We start from the raw sequence: 18,287 nt of genomic DNA on the forward strand, positions 1-18,287 counted from the left end.
CGGCTTCCGCCGCGCCATGGTCACACCCCACAGAAGACGGGATCACATACCTCTCCACCGTGCCACAACACGATCTTTCTGCAAGGACCCCTAAGTGGGGGGCGTTCCCCCATGTGCCTCCCGGGTCCCGCGGGCACTGTGAGCAGGTCGATTCACACAACCGAGAGGGATCCCATGGGCAGAAAAGCGTTACTCCGGGTCATGGTGGTCGCGGCGATGGCCGGTTCCGCGGTGACCATGACCGGAGGGCCGGCTAGCGCGGCCACCGGTGTGTTCAAGAGCGGGACCAACATCGTCGTGAACGCGGCGCAGGGCCGCGCGAACAACATCACGGTCAGTCTGTCCGGGATCTACGTCATCATCCAGGACACCTCCGACACCCTGACCGCCGGTCTCAACTGCACCCTCCTGGTCAACGGCACGGTGGCCTGCCCGGTGGCCGTCAACTCCGACACGGTCGTGGTCAACGCCGGAGACGGCAACGACAGAATCACCAAGACCGGCAACGTCCGCAGTGAGCTGAAGGGCGAGTCGGGCCACGACGTCATCAACGGCGGCCCCAGCCCCGGCAGCAACAGCCTCAACGGCGGCCCGGGCAACGACACCCTGAACGGCAGCGCCACCTTCGACCTCCTCATCGGCGGCACCGGTGCCGACCGGATCAGCGGTGGGGGCGGAACCAACGACGTCGTCAGCTACCTGGAGAGCGGCTCCGGCGTGGTCGTCGACATCGACAACGTCGCCGACGACGGCATCGGCGGGGAGGGTGACAACGTTCTCACCGACGTCGAGATCGTCTACGGCAGCCAGTTCGGCGACACGCTCACCGGGGGCACGGCGGGCGACATCCTGTCCGGCTTCGCGGGCAACGACCTCCTGGCGGGCGGCACGGGCAACGACACCTTGGTCGGCGGTCCCGGCAACGACACCCACAGCGGCGGAGCGGGCAACGACACCCTCGACGCCGTCGACGGCGTGTTCGGCAACGACTCCCTCAACGGGGGCGCCAACACCGACACCTGCACCGCCGACACGAGCGACACGAAGAGCGCCTGCGAGGCCTGACCACCCGCATCCGCTGATTCCGCGGCGCTGATTCCACAGTCACTGGATCCGTAGCCGCTGGATCCGTAGCCGCTGCCGTCTCGTCACTCGGGAGCGCCTGCCGCGAGCACCGGTTCCACCGCTCGCGCCAGGCGCTCCCGAGCCACTCCGCGACCCGCGGTGCCGCGCGCTCGTCGACCGGCTCGTGCCGGCGGCCGGTCGAGACGGCCGGCGTCACCGCCCGTCCGCGTACCGGCGTGCCAGGGTGATCAGGGCGGCCCGGCCGCTCCGATCGGTACGGTTCCGGAGGCTCGCGAGGTGCTTCTCGACGGTGCGTGGCGAGAGGAAGAGCTGCTCGGCGATCTCCTGGTTGCCGAGCCCCCGGCCGAGCAGGAGCAGCACCTCGTACTCCCGGGCGGTCACCCCCGCCCGTCGCAGCTCCGGTGGAATCGTGTCGTGGCCCTCGCGGCGGCGGGCCACGGGGGAGCCCGCTTCCCGCAGTACGGCACGGCAGGCCGCCGACACCCGTGTCGTGCCCCGGTCGTGGAAGAACTGCTCGGCGGCGCGCAGCCACTCGACAGGCTGTCCCCAGCCGTCGGCGAGCGCCGCGGAAGCGCCCAGGCGCAGACACAGGTGGCGGGCCAGGGGGATGGTCTCGGTACCGGCCAGTGCTTCCTCGGCCGCCTTGGCGGCCTCGGCGGCCCGGCCCTCGCGGCCCAGCAGCACGGCCCGGGACCATCCCGCGAACGGCCGGTCCCAGTGGACCTGGGTGAGCCGGTCCGCGACGGCCCCGTCCAGCTCCGCCCAGCCGGCCGCGCCCCCTACGGTCCGCAGGAGCAGGTAGGGGCCCAGGAAACCGGTGACCCCGCGCGTGCTGGGCAATGCGCGCATCGCCTGGTCCGCCTCGGTGAACTCGGCCATCGCGCGGTCGGGTTCCTCCCGCAGCAGGGAGCAGATGCCCTGGGCCCAGCCCCACACGGAGGTGTCGGCGTAGCCCCAGAGTGCTCCGGCGCTCCGTCCGGCCAGTGCGCTCTCCATGACGTGCAGCGCGGCCTGGAGTTTCTGCCGGTCCCCGCGTGAGGCGGCGATGATGGCGTCCACTCCGACGCCGATCAGCTGGACCTCGCGCAGCCGCAGCCGGTGGGCCGTCGTCCGGAGCCGCCGGGCGGACTCCAGGGCGCTGTCGTGCTCGTCGCGCAGCAAGTGGGCCTGGGCCAGATGCATGTCGGCCCAGGCCGTCATGAGCACGGCGCCGGTCTCCTCGGCCGCCTTCCGCACGGCCAGCAGCCGATCGGTTCCGGTGGTGCGGATCCGGTCGAGCACGCCGAGTTCCAGCAGGCCGCGCAGCCGCCAGACCGGCAGCGCATGGGTCTCGGCCGTGGCCACCAGGCGCTCGAACGCCTTCTCCGCCTCGGTCAGATCCTGGGGCCGCAGGCAGTACCCGAGCATGTTCAGCGCCTTGCAGCTGACCTCCGGCAGTCCGACCGCCTCGGCGGTCGCCACGGCCCCTTCGGCCAGGGCCCTGGCGCTCTCCAGCCGGTCCGGGCGCTGCGAGTTGAGCACCAGGTGCGCGGCGACCGCGTCCAGGGCGGCGCGGGACGCGGGGTCGGGCTCGGCTCCGAGCAGTTCCCGTGCCCGCCGCACGGCGGTCAGGCCCTCCTCCCACTGCTGCGCGGTGGCGGCGGCTCTGGCCCGGGCCAGGAAACCCGCGGCGCGGCGGGCCGGCGGCGCGCCCCACACGGTCAGGACACCGTCCAGCCGGTCGCCGAGTTCCGGCACGCGCTGGACGTCGCCGGTGAGGACGAGTGTCCCCATCAGCTCCTCCAGCAGTCCGGCCACCGCCTCGGGCGGGGCGTCCGCGGCGCCGGAGGTCAACTCCAGTCCCCTGTCGAGGAGTTCCACCGCGGTCAGCAGAGCGCCCCGCAGGACCGCCTGTCGGCCGGCCCGGGTGAGCAGCACGGCCGCCCGTGCCCGCTGCCCGCCGGCCACGCACAGCTCCGCGGCCAGGCGGTACAGGTCGTCACCGGAGTCACCGCCGATCAGACCGTGCGGCTCCCCGGCCCGTCGAGGCTCCCCGGCCCGCCGGGCGGGGCGGCCAGCGTCCCGGGGCTCCGGCCCTGCCGCGTCGTCGGACCCTGTGGCGTCAACGCATCCGACGGCGTCGGCGGACTCGATCGCGTCGGCCGCGGCGAGACAGAGCGCCGCCCGCTCCACGGGGAGCAGCCGGTGGGTGATGGCGTCGGCGGTCAGGGCGTGGCGGAACGTGTGCCAGCCGGGCTCCTCCGCGGTGGCGCCGTCGGTGACCAGCTGGGCGCGTGCCGCATGGCGAAGCTGGCGCAGAGCCGTCGCCCGGTCGAGCCCGGCGACGCGGGCGGCTATGTCCACGGGAAAGCGCCTGCCCAGTACGGCCGCCGCTTCCAGAAGCGCGACACCGGGCGGTTCCAGGTGGTCCACGCGCTGAAGGACGGCGGCGGCGACCGTCGCGGGCACGTGGGCGTTCAGCGTGCCGGTCACCGTCCAGCCGTCGCCCCGCCGCCGCACGAGGTCGCCGCTGTCGACCATGGCGGTCAGCAGTTCCTCCACGACGAAGGGGACACCTTCGGAGACGGCGTGCAGGCGGTCAAGTACCTCTGCCGGTACGTGGCCCGCGTCGTCGTGGCCCAGACAGCGGGCTGCCAGCTCGGCGGTGTGGGCGGGGCCGAGGCGGGCGAGGCGCAGGGTGCGGGCCGTACGGCGGGACGCGGCGGCCTCGGCGAGGTCGAGGGCCGGTCCGGGCCCACCGCGCAGGGTGGCCAACAGGACGGCCCGCCGGCCGGGAAGGTTGTCCGTGAGGTAGTCGACGATGGTGAGCGTGTCGGCGTCCGCGTCATGCAGGTCCTCCAGCACCAGGACACAGCCGCCGGTGCGTCCGAGGGTCCCCAGGAGTCGCAGCACCGCCTCGGCGTATCCCACCAGGGGCGCACCGTCCTGCGGCGCCAGCCCGCACAGTCGCGACAGCAGCGGCTCGTACGGGCCCAGGTCCCCGTCGGCGGGCGCCCCTTCGCCGCGCAGTCCGGAGAACACGGCTTCCGCCAGCGGGCGCAGCGGCACCGCGCGCCCGGCGGACGCGGCCCGTCCGCGCAGCACCCGTAACCCGGTGCGTACGGCGGTGTCCGTGGCCTCCTCGACGAGGCGCGACTTGCCGATACCCGGTTCGCCCAGCACGAACACCGAGGAGCCCCGCCCCTCGCCCGCCGATCGGACGGCCGCGGTCAGAAGATCCCGCTCCGGTTCTCTGCCGACCAGTACCGATGACGACAACGACGACACTCAGGCCCCCCTGCGCCCTCTTCCGGGATGCCCCCCACCGGCTCCCGTCGAAAGCTCCTTCGAGTCCGTACAGCGTAGTACCCACGAGTCACAGGGGCCGCACAACTACATGGGGGTCCTTCCCCGATGTCCGCGACCGCGGGCGGGCGGCAGGCTCTCCTCCAGCAGGGCAGGGGGGAGCAGGGCATGGCCCGGGGGACATGCCCTGCCTGCTGTTCATTCTTCGATGGGGGTCGCCACATGTCTTCAACGTCGTCAAGGCCGCCGACACCGCGTACCCGCGTATGGATCGCCGCCGGGCTTCTGGGCGTGGCCCTGTGCGGGTGCTCCTCGCTCACCGGAAGCACGGCCGGAGGCACGGGCGACGGCGCGGGAGGCAGCGCGGGAGGCGCCAACGGCGGGTCGCCGTCGACGAGTTCGGCGGCGGACGCACCGGAGGTACCGGCGACCGCACTGGATCTGGAGCGGGTGTGCACGGACGGGCTCGGCTACTCGGGGATGCCTGCCTACGACCGTACGAAGAAGACCGTGCACCCGGCGGTCCTCATGAACAGCCCCGGCGACGGCTGGTCGCAGTCCGAGCCGCCGGCCGGCGACTTTCCCAAGGGCTGGATCCTCGGCTACTCGGACAAGCCGGCCGACGCCGAGCTGGTCGTCTGCGTCGAGCGCACCAAGGCGAGCCCGACCGGCAGGAAGTGCGACATGGAGAGCGACGACGGCAAACCGTTCACCGTCAGCACGTACAACACCTCGTACCGCCTGAAGGTCGTCGAGGCGCGCACGGGCGAGGAGTTGTCCGAGCACACGGGTGAGGCCAAGTCCGACGAGTGCCCGATGTACATCTTCACCTCGGACGGCGAGGACAAGGACAAGCACTACAACGAGGTTCGGCCAAAGGACTACCGCAAGCGCGTACAGCCCTTCATCGCGCCCTAGCCTTCTTCACCTCGGCCGTACCGCCGTCGCCGTCACCTCGGCCGTCCCCGTCGCCGCTCCCCCGGAGGACCGCATGCCCGGCACGACCACCACCGCCGTCGATCTCACCGCGCTGAGCGTCGCCCGAGGTGGCTCCTGTCGGCTCACCGGCCATCTCACCCGGCCCGTGGGGGCGGGCCCCTGGCCCGGTGTGGTCGTGGTCCATGAGGCGCTGGGCGTCAATGATGTGATGCACCGTCAGGCGGAGCGGCTGGCGAGAGCCGGGTACCTCGTCGTCATGCCGGACCTGTTCACCGACGGAGGTGCCGTCCGCTGCTTGGTGCCGACCTTCCGGGCCGCCCTGTCCGGCCACGGCCGTGCCTTCCGCGACATCGAGGCGGCCCGCACCCGCCTCGCCCAGGATCCCGACTGCACCGGGCGGATCGGCGTCATCGGCTTCTGCATGGGCGGTTCCTTCGCCCTCCTCTCCGTGCACGACGGCGAGTTCGACGCCGCCTCCGTCAACTACGGCCGTCTGCCGAAGGAACTCGACGGGGCGCTCGCCAATTCCTGCCCGGTCGTCGCGAGTTACGGGGCCCGCGACCGTACGCTGCCGGGCGCGGCCCGCAGGCTGGAGGCGTCCCTCGACCGGCTCGGCATCGTCCACGACGTCAAGGAGTACCCGGAGGCCGGGCATTCGTTCCTCAACGACGCCGAGGTGGGGCCACGCGCACTGCGTCCGCTGATGCGTGTCGCCGGAATCAGGCCGCATCCGGAGTCCGCCGTCGACGCCTGGCGGCGCATCGACGGCTTCTTCGCCACGCACCTCAAGGCGGAAGACCGAGCGGAAGACGAAAAGGACTGACTGAGGCGTCTATTTCCCGTTGTCCGCCTCGCCCGGCGTCCTCAAGGGGTTCGGGACCGGCAGATAGCGTGCGTCGGCGCCGTCCGCGCCGGTCCAGCGCAGCAGCAGGTTTGTCTTGCCGGGCAGGGTCGGGGCCCGGAGCAGTTCGGCCGCCTCGGGCAGCTCCGCGCCGCACCGCGACAGCTCGCGTCGCACGGCGTCCCAGAGTTCCAGGCCCGGGTACCGCTCCCCCAACGCCTCCGCGATCTCCAGGAGGTTGTTGACGACCAGGCAGTACACCAGCCGCTCCCACCCGGCCGCGCGCGTCACCTCGGGCAGCAGTTTCACGCCCTCCGCGTCGCGGAACAGCGCCTGCACCGGCATCCCGTCACTGTCCACGGCGACCACCGTGTTCTGCAGATGCGCTTCGAGTACGACCCCGTGCCGGGCGAACAACTCCAGGGCGGGCGGGACGACTTGACGCAGATACGCCGACCACCAGGCCGCCGGGTCGGCGAGGCCTTCGAGGGGGCTGCCCTCAAAGGCCTCGATGCCCTGCGAGCCCTCTGTGCCAGGCGTCCCCTCCGTCAGCGCGGCCGCCAGGACCGGGGTCGCGCCAGGGATCACATGGGTGCGCAGCCCATCCCGTACGAGGACGGCGAGTTCCTCGAAGGCGAAGTCGGCGGTGCGGTAGCCGCGGTCGCTCAGCCAGGCCGCGGGGGTGTCCGTGGCCGCGAACGCCGAGGTCACCGCCAAGTTCGTGCGGCGCAGCCGGAGGAGGTCGTGGCGCCAGAGGCGGCGGATGTCGTTGGTGATGCGGACGTCGAGGCTGAACTTCAGGAAGAGGTCGGTGTCGGGGACGTACAGCGTGCGGATCGCCGCCGTCGGCCAGGCCGTCCACGCGGAGGGGCCCAGCCGTACGAGGCGGCCGTCCGCGAAGGCCCCGCGGATCTCCGGGCGGGCGCCGACGAGGTCGAGCTGCCAGGGGTGGACGGGCAGGAGGCGATAGCCGGGCGGCGCCTCGCCCAGCTCGTCGAGCGCGCCCGTGTCACCTTCCTCCAGGCACACGTCCTCCCTCAGCCCCAGGAGCACCACCGGGAAGCGGGTGTACGCCTCGGGGGCGTACGGAATCCAGCCGGTGACCGGGCCTCCGCCGCGGGCCTTGGGGGCGGGATGGTAGGGATGTCCGGTGATCAGGGACTGTTCGGAACGCCGGTACAGGTCGTCGGGCGGGGTCGTTCCCTCCCTGGCGGTCAGGATCGCCGCCACCGCGTCCCGGCTGTCGATCATCTCGATGGGCAGCTCGGGGTTGGACAGGCCGGTGTGTCCGCGGAGGACCTCGGCGGTGAGTTTGACCAGTTCCGCGTGGCTCAGGCGCTGCCAGGCACCGGCCGCGTACACCTCCGGCTCGGCGGGGCGGCGTCCGCCGCGCACCCTCAGGAGCCGTCCCCCGGCCGGCAGCCGGTACACGCACCGGTCGCCGGACTGCCCGGGGCCCGGTGCCGGCTCGCCGAGTTCCCGCAGCAGACAATTGAGCAGCGGCGCCGCCGCGTGCGCATCGGCTGCTTCGCCGATGCCGTCCCCGGTGTTCATGGGGTGCATGGGTGGCATGGGGTGCATGAGGTCCACGCGATCCGTTCGTTGCGTACGGTGCCCTGGCGCTCAGTATGTCCGGCGTTGTACCCGGCCGCGACGCCGGCCCCACACCCTAGGAGCCCTCTGTGCACCCTCCCCGCACCCCAGTCGGGACCGAGGCCGTTCTCGCCGCCGAGCTGCGCACGGCACGCCCCGCTCTGCTGTCCCCGTACGCGGTCGAACTCCCCGGTGCCCGCGCGGCCGTGCTGACCCGGCTGTGGCGCGGGCTCGTCCATGAGCCGCTGCCGTGGGTCACGCGCCGGGAGGCGGCGGGGCACGAGGGGCTGGTGCTGCGGCTGGCCGACGGGCGTCGTTTGCACGGCCCGGTCTCGGACGCGTACGCGCAAGCCGCCACCGTCAGGGAGGTCGAACTGGACGGGACGGCGTACCGCCACCCGGCCACGCTCATGACGGCACTCGGGCTGCCGCACGGGCACGCCTTCGCCGTCGAACTCGGCCACAGCGTCGCCTCGTTGGCCCTCTCGCGCGCCAACCAGCCCGCGATGAGCTCTCCTTTCACGTCCTGGGGGTGGGAGCAGCGGGTCGTGGACGGGCATCCGTTCCATCCCAACTGCCGTTCCCGGCCCGGCTTTTCGGTGGCCGAGCAGCTGGCGTACGCACCGGAGCACCGGGCGGACGTCGAGCTGGGGCTGGTGGCCGTGCCGGAGGGCGCCTGCCTGGTGGGCGGGGAGTGGCCGTACCGGGAGGCGGGGCGCGTGCTGATCCCCGTACACCCGTGGCAGGCGCGGCATGTGCTGAAGGACGAACGGGCGGTCGGGGAGGGCGTCGCCGGGGAGAGTCTGACCGCGCATCCCCTGATGTCCCTGCGGACCCTGGCCCTCCCGGACGGACCGCACGTCAAGACCGCGCTCAGCGCGCGGCTGACCTCCTCCGTGCGGGACATCTCGGTGTACTCGATCGAGTCGGCGGCGGCCGTGTCGGCGTTCATGGAGGCGATGGCCGGGCGGCTGGACGGGATGCTGCACATCACCCGGACGCTCGGCGCGGTCACCGCCAACACCCCTGATCTGGCAGCGGTGTTGCGCGAGTCCCCGGACGTGTACGCGGGGGCGGGCGAGCGGGTCGTCCCGGTCGCCGCGCTCCCCTCGACCGTGCTGCCCCGGTCACCGGCCTGGCTGGCCGAGTTCAGCCGGCTCGCGCTCGCCGTCGGGCTGCGTCTGCTCGACCTGGGCGTGGCCCTGGAAGCGCACGGCCAGAACCTGCTGGTGGTGCTCTCGCCCGCGGGCGCCCCGCTGCGGCTCGTCTACCGCGATCTGGCCGACATCCGGATCAGCCCGACACGGCTGGCCCGCCACGGCATTCCGGCCCCGGACCTGACGGGCCGTATCGTCACGGACGACGAACCGGTCCTGCGCAGCAAGCTGTTCGGTTCGCTCGTCGCGGGCGCGCTGGCGGCGACGGCGGGTTCGGCGACCGCGCTGGGAGAGGCACTGTCCTCGGCCGTACGGGATCTGCCGCGCACCCCGGATCTCGCGGCACTGCTCGAAGAGCCGCTGCCGGCCAAGGCGTTGACGACGATGCGGCTGTCACCCGAGCGGCCGGGAGACATCTGGGCGCGGCTGCCGAACCCGCTCCCCGGCCCCTGACTCGACCGCCCCGGCCCTCGCCCCGCCCCCGTTTTGTTGCGTGACGCCATTGATCAATAGGATCCGGCGATGATCACAAGACAACGGCTGGCGGTGGGCGCCTGCGCCCTGCTCGCCGCCCTGACGGCCGGGATCGCCCTCCCGGCCGGAGCCGTCGCCGGCGAACCCACGGGTGACGCGGCGCCCAAGGTCGACCTCGTCCTCGACGTGAGCGGTTCGATGCGCGCGCGGGACATCGACGGACAGACGCGGATGGCCGCCGCGAAGCAGGCCTTCAACGAGGTCCTCGACGCGACACCCGAAGAGGTCCAGCTCGGCATACGGACACTCGGCGCCAACTACCCCGGCGACGACCGCAAGACGGGCTGCAAGGACACCGAACAGCTGTACCCCGTAGGGCCGTTGGACCGCACCGAGGCGAAGACCGCCGTCGCGACCCTCGCACCCACCGGCTGGACCCCGATCGGCCCGGCGCTCCTCAAGGCTGCCGACGACCTGGAGGGCGGCGAGGGATCCCGCCGTATCGTCCTCATCAGCGACGGCGAGGACACCTGCGCCCCGCTGGACCCGTGCGAGGTGGCCCGGGAGATCGCCGCCAAGGGGATCGGCCTCACCATCGACACACTCGGTCTGGTGCCGAACACCAAACTGCGGCAGCAGCTGAGCTGTATCGCGGAGGCGACCGGCGGAACGTACACCTCGATCGAGCACACCGACGAACTCACCGACAAGGTCAACCAGTTGGTGGACCGGGCTGCCGATCCAGTGGTCACGCCGGTCGCCGTGGACGGCGCGGACGCGTGCGCACAGGCACCCACGCTCAAGTCCGGGCTCTACACCGACCGTGAGGAGTTCGGGCAGCACCGCTGGTACCGCGTGGACGTCCCGGCGGGCTTCGAACTGCGCGCGTCGGTGAGCGTGGCGGCCGACCGTCAGGTCAACCGCGACTACGGGGTGTCGCTGCGGGCGGTGACCGCGAGCGGGCGCGAGATCGTGCGCGGCGAGTCGACCGGCTCGGGCCGGACCGACGTGATGTCCGCCGGTCTGCGCTACCCGAAGTCGGAGAGCGAGGACGACGACGATTCCGACAGCAAGCCCGCGGCCGAGGCCGTGTGTCTGCAGGTCGCCAACTCCTTCTCGGCGGCCTCCGGCGTCAAGACCACGCCCGGACTGCCGCTCGAACTGACAGTGGACGTCGTCGACGCTCCCGACACGTCGAGCGACGTGGCCTCCTTCGGCCTCGGTCGCGGCTGGTGGCTGCTCGGCGCCCTGGTGCTCACCGGCTTCCTCGCGGGTGTGCTGTGGGGCTGGGTCTCACGCTGGCGGGTCGCGGTCTGGAGGACCAACTGATGCGTACCACTCGTGTATTGAGCAGTCTCCGTGAATTGAGCAGTCTCCGTGTTCTGAGTGACGTCCGCACAGGCGGTGTCGGGCTGGCAGGCCGTGTCGTCCGTGCGGTGGGTGCGGGTCTGCTGGTGCTGGGGGCCGCCGCGTCTCCTGCGGTCGCGGACTCCTCCCCCTCCGCGAGCCCGTCGGACGACGGGGCCGGGCCCACCTCGGCCGGTACCTCGTTCCGTACGGCGGCCGAGGTCGACCAGGGGCAGCGGGCGACCGCGAGCGCGTCCATGGGTGACTACCTGTACTGGTCGTTCCCCGCCGACGCCGGGCAACGGCCCACCGTGAAGGCGACGGTGAAGCTGCCCGACGCGCACGCCTCCGCGACCTGGCAGGTCGACGTGTACGACGGTCTGCGGCGCCGCCAGGCGTGCCAGTACGGGGCGCAGACGCGGACTGCTGCCCAGGACGCGGCCTCCGTGGAGCTGTCCTGCACACTGCGTACGGTCCGTGCCTGGTCCGAGCCGTGGGCCGACGACCCGTTGCCGGGCACGTACTACGTCCGGCTGACCACCGTCGGCCTCAAGGCGGCCGACCTCGGGCTTCCCGTGAGCGCCGAGGTCCAGGTCGACTCGAAGGACGTCGGCGGGGCCGCCGCGGTGGACGGCTCGTTGGCCGAGCCGCTCGTTCCCGGGGTCGCCGTGGCGGCCGAGGGCGGCGACAGCGACGAGGAGTCCGAGACCTCGGTCGCCGTGCTGTCCAGCATCGAGCCCGATGACGGGTGGGCCTCCGGCTGGTGGTCCGACCGTTGGGTGTGGACCGGGGTGGGTGGTGTGCTGGCGGCGCTTGCGGGGGTCGGTGGGTACTCGTTGACGCGGGGGCGGTCTGTGCGGCCGGCCCCGTAGCGCTCCGTTCGATGGACGGTTGTTGTCTGCGGGGCGGTGGGGGCTGGTCGCGCAGTTCCCCGCGCCCCTGAAGGGGCGCTGTGCCGCAGCCGGTTTGAAACCGGTCCCGCTCAGGCCCTTGCCGTAAAAGCCCTGCCGCGCCAACTCCATGGCGCGGAAGGGCTTTTGGTGACCCGGCGTACGGGGTCACGCCTCCCGGAGTGTCTTGGCCAGGGGGCTTTCGCCCCTCACCGTGATGCGGCCGTCCCGGACCGCGTCGAGGAGGGCGAGGTCGCCTCTCGCGAGTGCCGTGCATGCCTCGGCGTCGAGGGAGAGGCCGGCGTCGGGTTCCTCGGGGGCCGGGCCCTCTCCGTAGACCGGGCCGTCCGGCGCGCCGAGTCGGACGTAGAACTCCCCTTCGTCGAGCCGGACTTGGACGACGCCGTCGCCAAGTCCCTCCAGGGAGCGCAGCAGCGGCAGCGCGAACCAGTGGGCGCGCACCGCGTCCGTGGGGCGCCGTTCTGCCAGCAGGGGTGCGCCCCACTCGCCGAGCGCCTGGAGGACGGGCAGCAACTCGCGCCCACGGCCGGTGAGTTCGTAGACGTTCGCCGCACCCGGCGGTGGCAGCCGTCGCCGGGTCGCCAGGCCGTCCCGCTCCATGTCCTTGAGCCGGGAGGCGAGGACGTCCGTGCTCACGCCGGGCAGATCCGCGTGCAGGTCGGTGTAGCGGCGGGGACCGGCCAGCAGCTCGCGGACGATCAGGAGGGTCCAGCGGTCACCGAGGGCATCAAGGGCCCGGGCAGCGGAACAGTACTGGTCGTAGCTTCGGCGAGGTGACATGCGACGCAGTCTAGACAACTTGTTGGACTTTCCAAGCTCGAACTTGGTAAAACCAAGCAACACACGAAACCGGAGGGGCGAGCGCGCATGGAGTTCCGGCAGTCGAACAAGCTCAGCGAGGTCTGCTACGAGATCCGGGGCCCGGTGATCGAGCACGCCGACGCGCTGGAGAAGGCAGGCCACAGCGTGCTGCGCCTGAACACCGGCAACCCCGCGCTCTTCGGCTTCGAGGCGCCGGAGGAGATCCTCCAGGACATGATCCGGATGCTGCCCCAGGCGCACGGGTACACGGACTCGCGCGGCATCCTCTCCGCCCGCCGGGCCGTGGCGGGGCGCTACCAGACGCTGGGCCTGGAGGTCGGCGTCGACGACGTCTTCCTCGGCAACGGCATCTCCGAGCTGATCTCGATGGCCGTACAGGCACTGGTCGAGGACGGCGACGAAATCCTCATCCCCGCCCCCGACTTCCCCCTCTGGACGGCCGTCACCACCCTCGCGGGCGGCAAGGCGGTCCACTACCTCTGCGACGAACAGGCCGACTGGTACCCGGACCTTGACGACATGGCGTCGAAGATCACCGACCGCACCAAGGCCGTGGTCATCATCAACCCGAACAACCCCACCGGCGCGGTCTACCCGAAGGAGATCATCGAGGGCATCCTCGACCTCGCCCGCCGGCACGGCCTGATGGTCTTCGCCGACGAGATCTACGACCAGATCCTGTACGACGACGCCGTGCACCACTCGGTCGCCGCGCTCGCCCCCGACCTGGTCGTGCTGACGTTCTGCGGCCTGTCGAAGACGTACCGGGTGGCCGGCTTCCGCTCGGGCTGGCTGGTGGTCACGGGCCCGCGCCAGCACGCGAAGAACTACCTGGAGGGGCTCACCATGCTGGCCTCCATGCGGCTCTGCGCCAACGCGCCCGCGCAGTACGCCATCCAGGCCGCGCTCGGCGGCCGGCAGTCCATCCACGAACTGACCGCTCCGGGTGGGCGTCTGCACGAACAGCGCACCGTGGCCTGGGAGAAGCTCAACGAGATCCCCGGCGTGTCCTGCGTGAAGCCGAAGGGCTCGCTGTACGCGTTCCCGCGCCTCGACCCCAAGGTCCACAAGATCCACGACGACGAGAAGTTCGTCCTGGACCTGCTGCTCCGGGAGAAGATCCAGGTCGTCCAGGGCACCGGCTTCAACTGGCCGACCCCCGACCACTTCCGCATCCTCACCCTCCCGCACGCCGACGACCTGGACGCGGCGATCAGCCGGATCGGCCGGTTCCTGAGCGGCTACCGGCAGTAGGAAGCAGTCCGGGCGGTCGGGGGCGCTTCACGGGCGGGCGGCAGGTCGGTGTCAGAGCCGGGTCGTAGTCTTCGAATGGGCCCGCTGATCGCCTGGATCTTCGCGCGGGCCTCCTCGTCGACGGACCGGGAAGGAGCGCCATGACACGACCGCCGACCGCCGCGCAGCGGCGCGTCATCGACGCGGCCGATCCCGTGACCGGACGGCTCAGAGGTACGGAGAGCCAGCTCGCGGCGCTGGTGAGGCGAGGGCTCGCCTTCCGGCATCCACGTCCGCCGCACGATCACTTCCTCACACCCGCCGGGCATCGGGTCCGCGAGGAGACGGCCACCCCGGCGGCGAGCGCTCCGGAAGCCGCCGAGCCCACTCAGGAGCCTGCCCGGGAGTCCTCCGGGGTGTTCGCCGCCCGGGTCGGCGGCAAGGAGGGCGTCGACGCCGGTCCGTCGCGCATACGTGAGGTGCACAGCGCCTGGCAGGGGCTGCTCGAACTGCGCCGCATGACCAATCCGCACGGGGTCGTGGACCGGCCGTGCGCCTGGGAGCGTACGCATCTGGTGCAGGCCGCCGCGCTCGCACTGGAGGCGGCGGGGCACCGGCCGGCGGACGCGGACACCGAGGGGTACCGGGTGCGCGCGACACCCCAGCCGGAGGCCGTCGCCGTGCGCGGTCCTGACGCCGAAGCCCTGCGGGAGTGCGCGGCGTCGCTGGAGCAGGCAGGCTGGCAGGTGGGCGAGCACACGGAGCCGCGTACCGGCGTGCGGTATCTGCTTGCCTCGCCCCGACGGACGTGACAGCACCCGAATGCCCTACGACATCCATACGACATTCAGCGGTTGACGCCCTTGAGCAACCGCTCAGTACGCTTGCGCCCATCCTGACTGCCGTTGAAGCTGTTGAAGGAGTTGAGGGAGAAGTCATGGCCGAACCGTTTTCCGTCCCTGTGACCGTGCGCGGGTACGAGACCGACGTCCAGGGGCATGTGAACCAGGCCGTGTACGTGAACTACGCGGAGCACGCCCGCTGGTCGTTACTGCAAGCCGCCGGGATCACCCAGGCCGGTCTGGCGGCCAAGGGCGTGGGCCCGGTGTCGCTGGAGATGACCGTCCGCTACCGACGGGAGCTGCGGGCCGGCGACGAGGTGGAGGTGACCTGCGACTTCATCTGGGGCGAGGGCAAGACGTTCCGGGTCGAGCAGACGATCCGCAAGTCCGACGGCACCGTCGCCGCCGAGATCACCGGGGTCGGCGGCCTGATGGACCTCAAGCAGCGAAAGCTGGTGGCGGACCCAAGGGACTACTTCCGCGCACTGGCCTCGGATCCCGGACGGTTCGGCCTCTGAGCAACGGGGCCCGCGCCCCCCAAGGGGCGCGGGGAACTGCGCGACAAGCCACGACGCACCCGCAGACGTCACGCAACACCACACCACACACCCGACCCACTCACAGCGGAGCACCCAGCTCCGGCCGATGCAGGGCGTCATACGCCGCACGCGACTCGGCGATCGTCACACGATGCCGCTCCGCCCAGTCGGTCAGCCCGAGCAGGCTGGCGTGCAACTCACGGGCCACCGGCGTGAGTTCGTACTCCACCTTCGGCGGGACCGTCGGGTGGACGGTGCGCGTGACGAGTCCGTCGCGCTCCAGATTGCGCAGGGTCAGCGTGAGCATGCGGCGGCTGATGCCCTCGATGCTGCGCTCCAGCTCGGTGAAACGGATCGGGCCGTGAGCGGCGGCCACGATGATCATCACGCTCCATTTGCCCGCGACCCTGTCAAGAACCTCCCGGACCGGGCAGCCCTCCGCGTGCACGACCTGCGACGTAACACCGGTGTTCCCCTGGGACATTGAAGTGCCTCCTTACGCCGGTCTCCATAGTCACCCACGATGTCCTCCGTTACAAGTCGTGCACCTATGGAACAACCAGCAGCGATACGGAGGGCCAAGGCCATGTCGTCCCGGAACGGGTCACCCACACAGCGAACCGCGCCGCACCCGGAGCAGAGTCCGGCACAGCGAACGTACTCCCGTTGGGCGTCCCTCGTCGTGCTCTGCGCGGGCACGCTGATGACGATCCTGGACGGCAGCATCGTGACCGTCGCGATGCCCGCGATCCAGAGCGACCTCGGCTTCTCGGCGCCGGGACTCGCCTGGGTCGTGAACGCCTACCTGATCCCGTTCGGTGGGCTGCTGCTGCTCGTGGGGAGGCTCGGTGATCTGGTCGGCCGGAAGCGGATGTTCGTGGCGGGTCTCGTCGTGTTCACCGTGGCGTCCGTGCTGTGCGGGGTCGCCACCAGTCAGGGCATGCTGATCGCGGCGCGGGCGCTGCAGGGCGTCGGCGGGGCGATGACCTCGGCCGTGGTGCTCGGCATGCTGGTCGCGCTCTTCCCCGAGCCGCGCGAACAGGCCAGGGCGATCGCCGTGTTCAGCGCGGTCGGCGCGGCGGGCGGCGCGCTCGGCACGTTCCTCGGCGGGGCTCTCACCCAGGCGCTCAACTGGCACTGGATCTTCCTGATCAACCTGCCGATCGGGATCGCCGCCTGGATCGCCGCCCTCCGCATCCTCGCCCCCGACCGCGGCGCCGGGCTCGGCAAGGGCGCCGACTACCCCGGGGCCGCGCTGGTCACCGGCGCGCTGATGCTCACGGTGTACGCGATCGTGGGCGCCGGCGAACGCGAGCTGGGCTCCACACTCGCGCTGGGGGCCGTATCCATCACCCTCTTCGCCGCCTTCGCCCTGCGGCAGTCGAGGGCCGCCCGTCCGCTCCTCCGTCTGCGGCTGTTCCGCTCACGCCTGCTCACCGGCGCGAACGGGGTGCAGATCCTGATGATCGCGACGATGTACGGCTTCCAGTACATCGGCGCGCTCTACCTCCAACGCGTGCTGGGCTTCGGCGAGTTGATGACCGGTACGGCGTTCCTGCCCGCGCCCGTCCTGATCGGGGTGCTGATGCTGGGCCTGTCCGCGCGGACGATCGGCCGCTTCGGCCCGTACCGCGTGCTGCTCGCCGGGCTCGTACTCATCACGGCCGGGATGGCGCTTCTGGCCCGGGTGCCGACCGACGGTTCGTACGTCGTCGACGTGCTGCCCGCGATGCTGCTGCTCTCCGCCGGGTTCGCGGCGGCGATGCCCGCGGTGACCGGGCTCGCGATGTCCGGCGCCCTGGAGGAGGACGCGGGCCTGGCGTCCGGCCTCTTCAGCACCACTCAGGTGGTGGGCGGTTCCCTGGGCCTAGCCGCCCTCACGACCCTCGCGGCGAGCCACACGGACGGCCTCGTGAACGGCGGCGCCACGCTCGCCGCAGCCACCGCGGACGGGTACCGGCTGGCGTTCGCGGTCGGCACGGGGATCGCGCTGGCGGGGCTGGCGCTCGCGGCGGGGGTGCTGCGGCCGGGGCGCGAGTCGTCCTCGGAACCGGTGAAGGTCGAGGCCGATTCGGGAGCCGGTTCCGATTCCGACTCCGAGGGCGATTCCGAGGCCGGGGCACGCGTGGAGGTGTCCGGCTGAGGCGGCTGCCGCAGGAACAGCGGACAGGGGCAGGGGCAGGGGCAGGGCTCATGTGCGGGAGTGTGCGGCTGTGGGGAGCGTTCCCCGGCAGCCGCGCTCCCGCCCGCGTCTCAGCTCTCGCCGAACGCCGCCCCGTGGTCGACCACCCACTCCCGGTACCTCCGCGGCGGCCGGCCCAGCACCTGCCGCACCTCCTCCGTGACGACGGCGTTGCGACGTGCACACCGGCCTCAGCCTGTGCCACGCATCCGGACCGGACACGCCACGAGCCAGCAGCGTGCGGCGAGACTCAGGGGAGGGGTCGGCCACCGTTGCCGCCGGAGTGCACAGCACGCACCAGGGATGCGCGTACAGATAGCGGCGGTGGATGTTCGGCCACCGTCGCCCCTACGGGCTTGTCTCTGGCGTCTCGCGCTGCACGTTCTCTTCTGTTGATGCGGACAGCTCACCCTGTCCGCATGAGTTCGGCATCAGCGCTGGATTGTTCGGCATCAGCGGATCGCGGAGACGCGCGTCCTGCTGTTCAGAGCCTGTCCTGTCGCGTCACTCTGGCCATGGGCAAATGCTTGATGCCGATAATTTTCAGTTGATGCGGACACGTCTACTGAACCGATTGCTCACAGCCAGGGGTGTAGCTCATCGTCAGTGCATGACAGCGAAGAAGCCCCCTCAGCCAGCCGTCGAACTCCGCTGCGGCGGGCTGCACTTGACGATTCAACGCGTCCCCGGATGGCTGGTGGCAGCCCTCGCCACTGCCACGGGTAGCGGGCTCGCGGCGTGGCTTACGTCCTGATGATGACGCTCGGGGCAGGCGGGGACAGAGCACCGGGGGGCGGGGCTTCAGGGGCATGGGGGATCACCTCCAGCGAGGGCAGAGGGGGCAGGCGAAGGCTCGGACATCCCCTGTCTTTTCAGTCATTCGAGTACCTCGATATCTGGCGATTTGACGGATTGCCCGAGACACGGTGTCCTGCGTCCATGACTAGGAACACGAGTGGCAGCGGCGCTGCCTCCACCTCCGCCAGTGATTTTGAACTCGGTTGTGGTGACGCTTACTTGCGGATGGGTAACGCCA

The 18,287-nt window shown here is 71.5% G+C and carries 14 protein-coding genes; 10 read left to right on the top strand and 4 right to left on the bottom strand.

Annotation, left to right across the window (positions count from 1 at the left end; all coding sequences use genetic code 11):
* The first annotated feature begins 174 nt into the window (after positions 1–174).
* Positions 175–1,065 (top strand): calcium-binding protein, encoded by an 891-nt coding sequence (locus ACIBEI_RS47700; RefSeq protein WP_398897608.1) that lies wholly within the window; start codon positions 175–177, stop codon positions 1,063–1,065.
* Between the two features lie 213 nt (positions 1,066–1,278).
* On the opposite strand, the gene ACIBEI_RS47705 is transcribed toward ACIBEI_RS47700, so the two are convergent.
* Positions 1,279–4,353, bottom strand: a complete 3,075-nt coding sequence (locus tag ACIBEI_RS47705) for an AAA family ATPase (RefSeq protein ID WP_398897611.1) — start codon at positions 4,351–4,353, stop codon at positions 1,279–1,281.
* Between the two features lie 240 nt (positions 4,354–4,593).
* On the opposite strand from ACIBEI_RS47705, the gene ACIBEI_RS47710 reads away from it, so the two are divergent.
* Together ACIBEI_RS47710 and ACIBEI_RS47715 are read left to right on the top strand one after the other, a co-directional pair.
* Positions 4,594–5,289 (top strand): hypothetical protein, encoded by a 696-nt coding sequence (locus ACIBEI_RS47710; protein WP_398897612.1) that lies wholly within the window; start codon positions 4,594–4,596, stop codon positions 5,287–5,289.
* 73 nt (positions 5,290–5,362) lie between these two features.
* Positions 5,363–6,133, top strand: coding sequence for a dienelactone hydrolase family protein (locus ACIBEI_RS47715; protein WP_398897614.1), 771 nt, complete (start codon positions 5,363–5,365; stop codon positions 6,131–6,133).
* A 9-nt stretch (positions 6,134–6,142) separates the two neighbouring features.
* Here ACIBEI_RS47715 and ACIBEI_RS47720 read toward each other — a convergent pair whose 3' ends face one another.
* The gene (locus ACIBEI_RS47720; RefSeq protein ID WP_398897616.1) at positions 6,143–7,705 is read right to left on the bottom strand and encodes an IucA/IucC family protein; all 1,563 of its coding nucleotides are present in this window, start codon (positions 7,703–7,705) and stop codon (positions 6,143–6,145) included.
* Positions 7,706–7,833: 128 nt separating this feature from the next.
* Here ACIBEI_RS47720 and ACIBEI_RS47725 point away from each other — a divergent pair, with 128 nt between their 5' ends.
* The 3 genes from ACIBEI_RS47725 to ACIBEI_RS47735 all read left to right on the top strand — a co-directional run bounded on the left by ACIBEI_RS47725 (position 7,834) and on the right by ACIBEI_RS47735 (position 11,594).
* Positions 7,834–9,354 (top strand): IucA/IucC family protein, encoded by a 1,521-nt coding sequence (locus ACIBEI_RS47725; protein WP_398897617.1) that lies wholly within the window; start codon positions 7,834–7,836, stop codon positions 9,352–9,354.
* Between the two features lie 69 nt (positions 9,355–9,423).
* Positions 9,424–10,704 carry a VWA domain-containing protein gene (locus tag ACIBEI_RS47730; RefSeq protein ID WP_398897619.1) on the top strand — a complete coding sequence of 427 codons (1,281 nt, stop codon included), beginning with the start codon at positions 9,424–9,426 and terminating at the stop codon, positions 10,702–10,704.
* A complete protein-coding gene (locus ACIBEI_RS47735; protein ID WP_398897621.1) occupies positions 10,656–11,594 on the top strand; it encodes a hypothetical protein in 939 nt (312 codons plus the stop codon). The genes ACIBEI_RS47730 and ACIBEI_RS47735 overlap by 49 nt, the downstream gene beginning before the upstream one ends.
* A gap of 186 nt (positions 11,595–11,780) precedes the next feature.
* Here the strand turns inward: ACIBEI_RS47735 and ACIBEI_RS47740 are convergent, their stop codons facing one another.
* Positions 11,781–12,413, bottom strand: a complete 633-nt coding sequence (locus ACIBEI_RS47740; RefSeq protein WP_398897623.1) for a winged helix-turn-helix transcriptional regulator — start codon at positions 12,411–12,413, stop codon at positions 11,781–11,783.
* 87 nt (positions 12,414–12,500) lie between these two features.
* Here ACIBEI_RS47740 and ACIBEI_RS47745 point away from each other — a divergent pair, with 87 nt between their 5' ends.
* From ACIBEI_RS47745 to ACIBEI_RS47755, 3 genes are all read left to right on the top strand, one after another.
* Complete coding sequence (locus tag ACIBEI_RS47745) at positions 12,501–13,709, top strand: pyridoxal phosphate-dependent aminotransferase (protein WP_398897625.1); 1,209 nt, start codon at positions 12,501–12,503, stop codon at positions 13,707–13,709.
* A gap of 140 nt (positions 13,710–13,849) precedes the next feature.
* Positions 13,850–14,500 (top strand): hypothetical protein, encoded by a 651-nt coding sequence (locus tag ACIBEI_RS47750; RefSeq protein ID WP_398897626.1) that lies wholly within the window; start codon positions 13,850–13,852, stop codon positions 14,498–14,500.
* A gap of 125 nt (positions 14,501–14,625) precedes the next feature.
* Positions 14,626–15,048 carry an acyl-CoA thioesterase gene (locus tag ACIBEI_RS47755; protein WP_398897628.1) on the top strand — a complete coding sequence of 141 codons (423 nt, stop codon included), beginning with the start codon at positions 14,626–14,628 and terminating at the stop codon, positions 15,046–15,048.
* 100 nt (positions 15,049–15,148) lie between these two features.
* On the opposite strand, the gene ACIBEI_RS47760 is transcribed toward ACIBEI_RS47755, so the two are convergent.
* The gene (locus ACIBEI_RS47760) at positions 15,149–15,553 is read right to left on the bottom strand and encodes a helix-turn-helix domain-containing protein (protein ID WP_269655262.1); all 405 of its coding nucleotides are present in this window, start codon (positions 15,551–15,553) and stop codon (positions 15,149–15,151) included.
* A gap of 219 nt (positions 15,554–15,772) precedes the next feature.
* On the opposite strand from ACIBEI_RS47760, the gene ACIBEI_RS47765 reads away from it, so the two are divergent.
* The gene (locus ACIBEI_RS47765) at positions 15,773–17,212 is read left to right on the top strand and encodes an MFS transporter (RefSeq protein ID WP_398897677.1); all 1,440 of its coding nucleotides are present in this window, start codon (positions 15,773–15,775) and stop codon (positions 17,210–17,212) included.
* Positions 17,213–18,287: the final 1,075 nt, after the last annotated feature.

The sequence above is a fragment of the Streptomyces sp. NPDC050988 genome (genome assembly GCF_044456225.1).
Classification (GTDB): domain Bacteria; phylum Actinomycetota; class Actinomycetes; order Streptomycetales; family Streptomycetaceae; genus Streptomyces.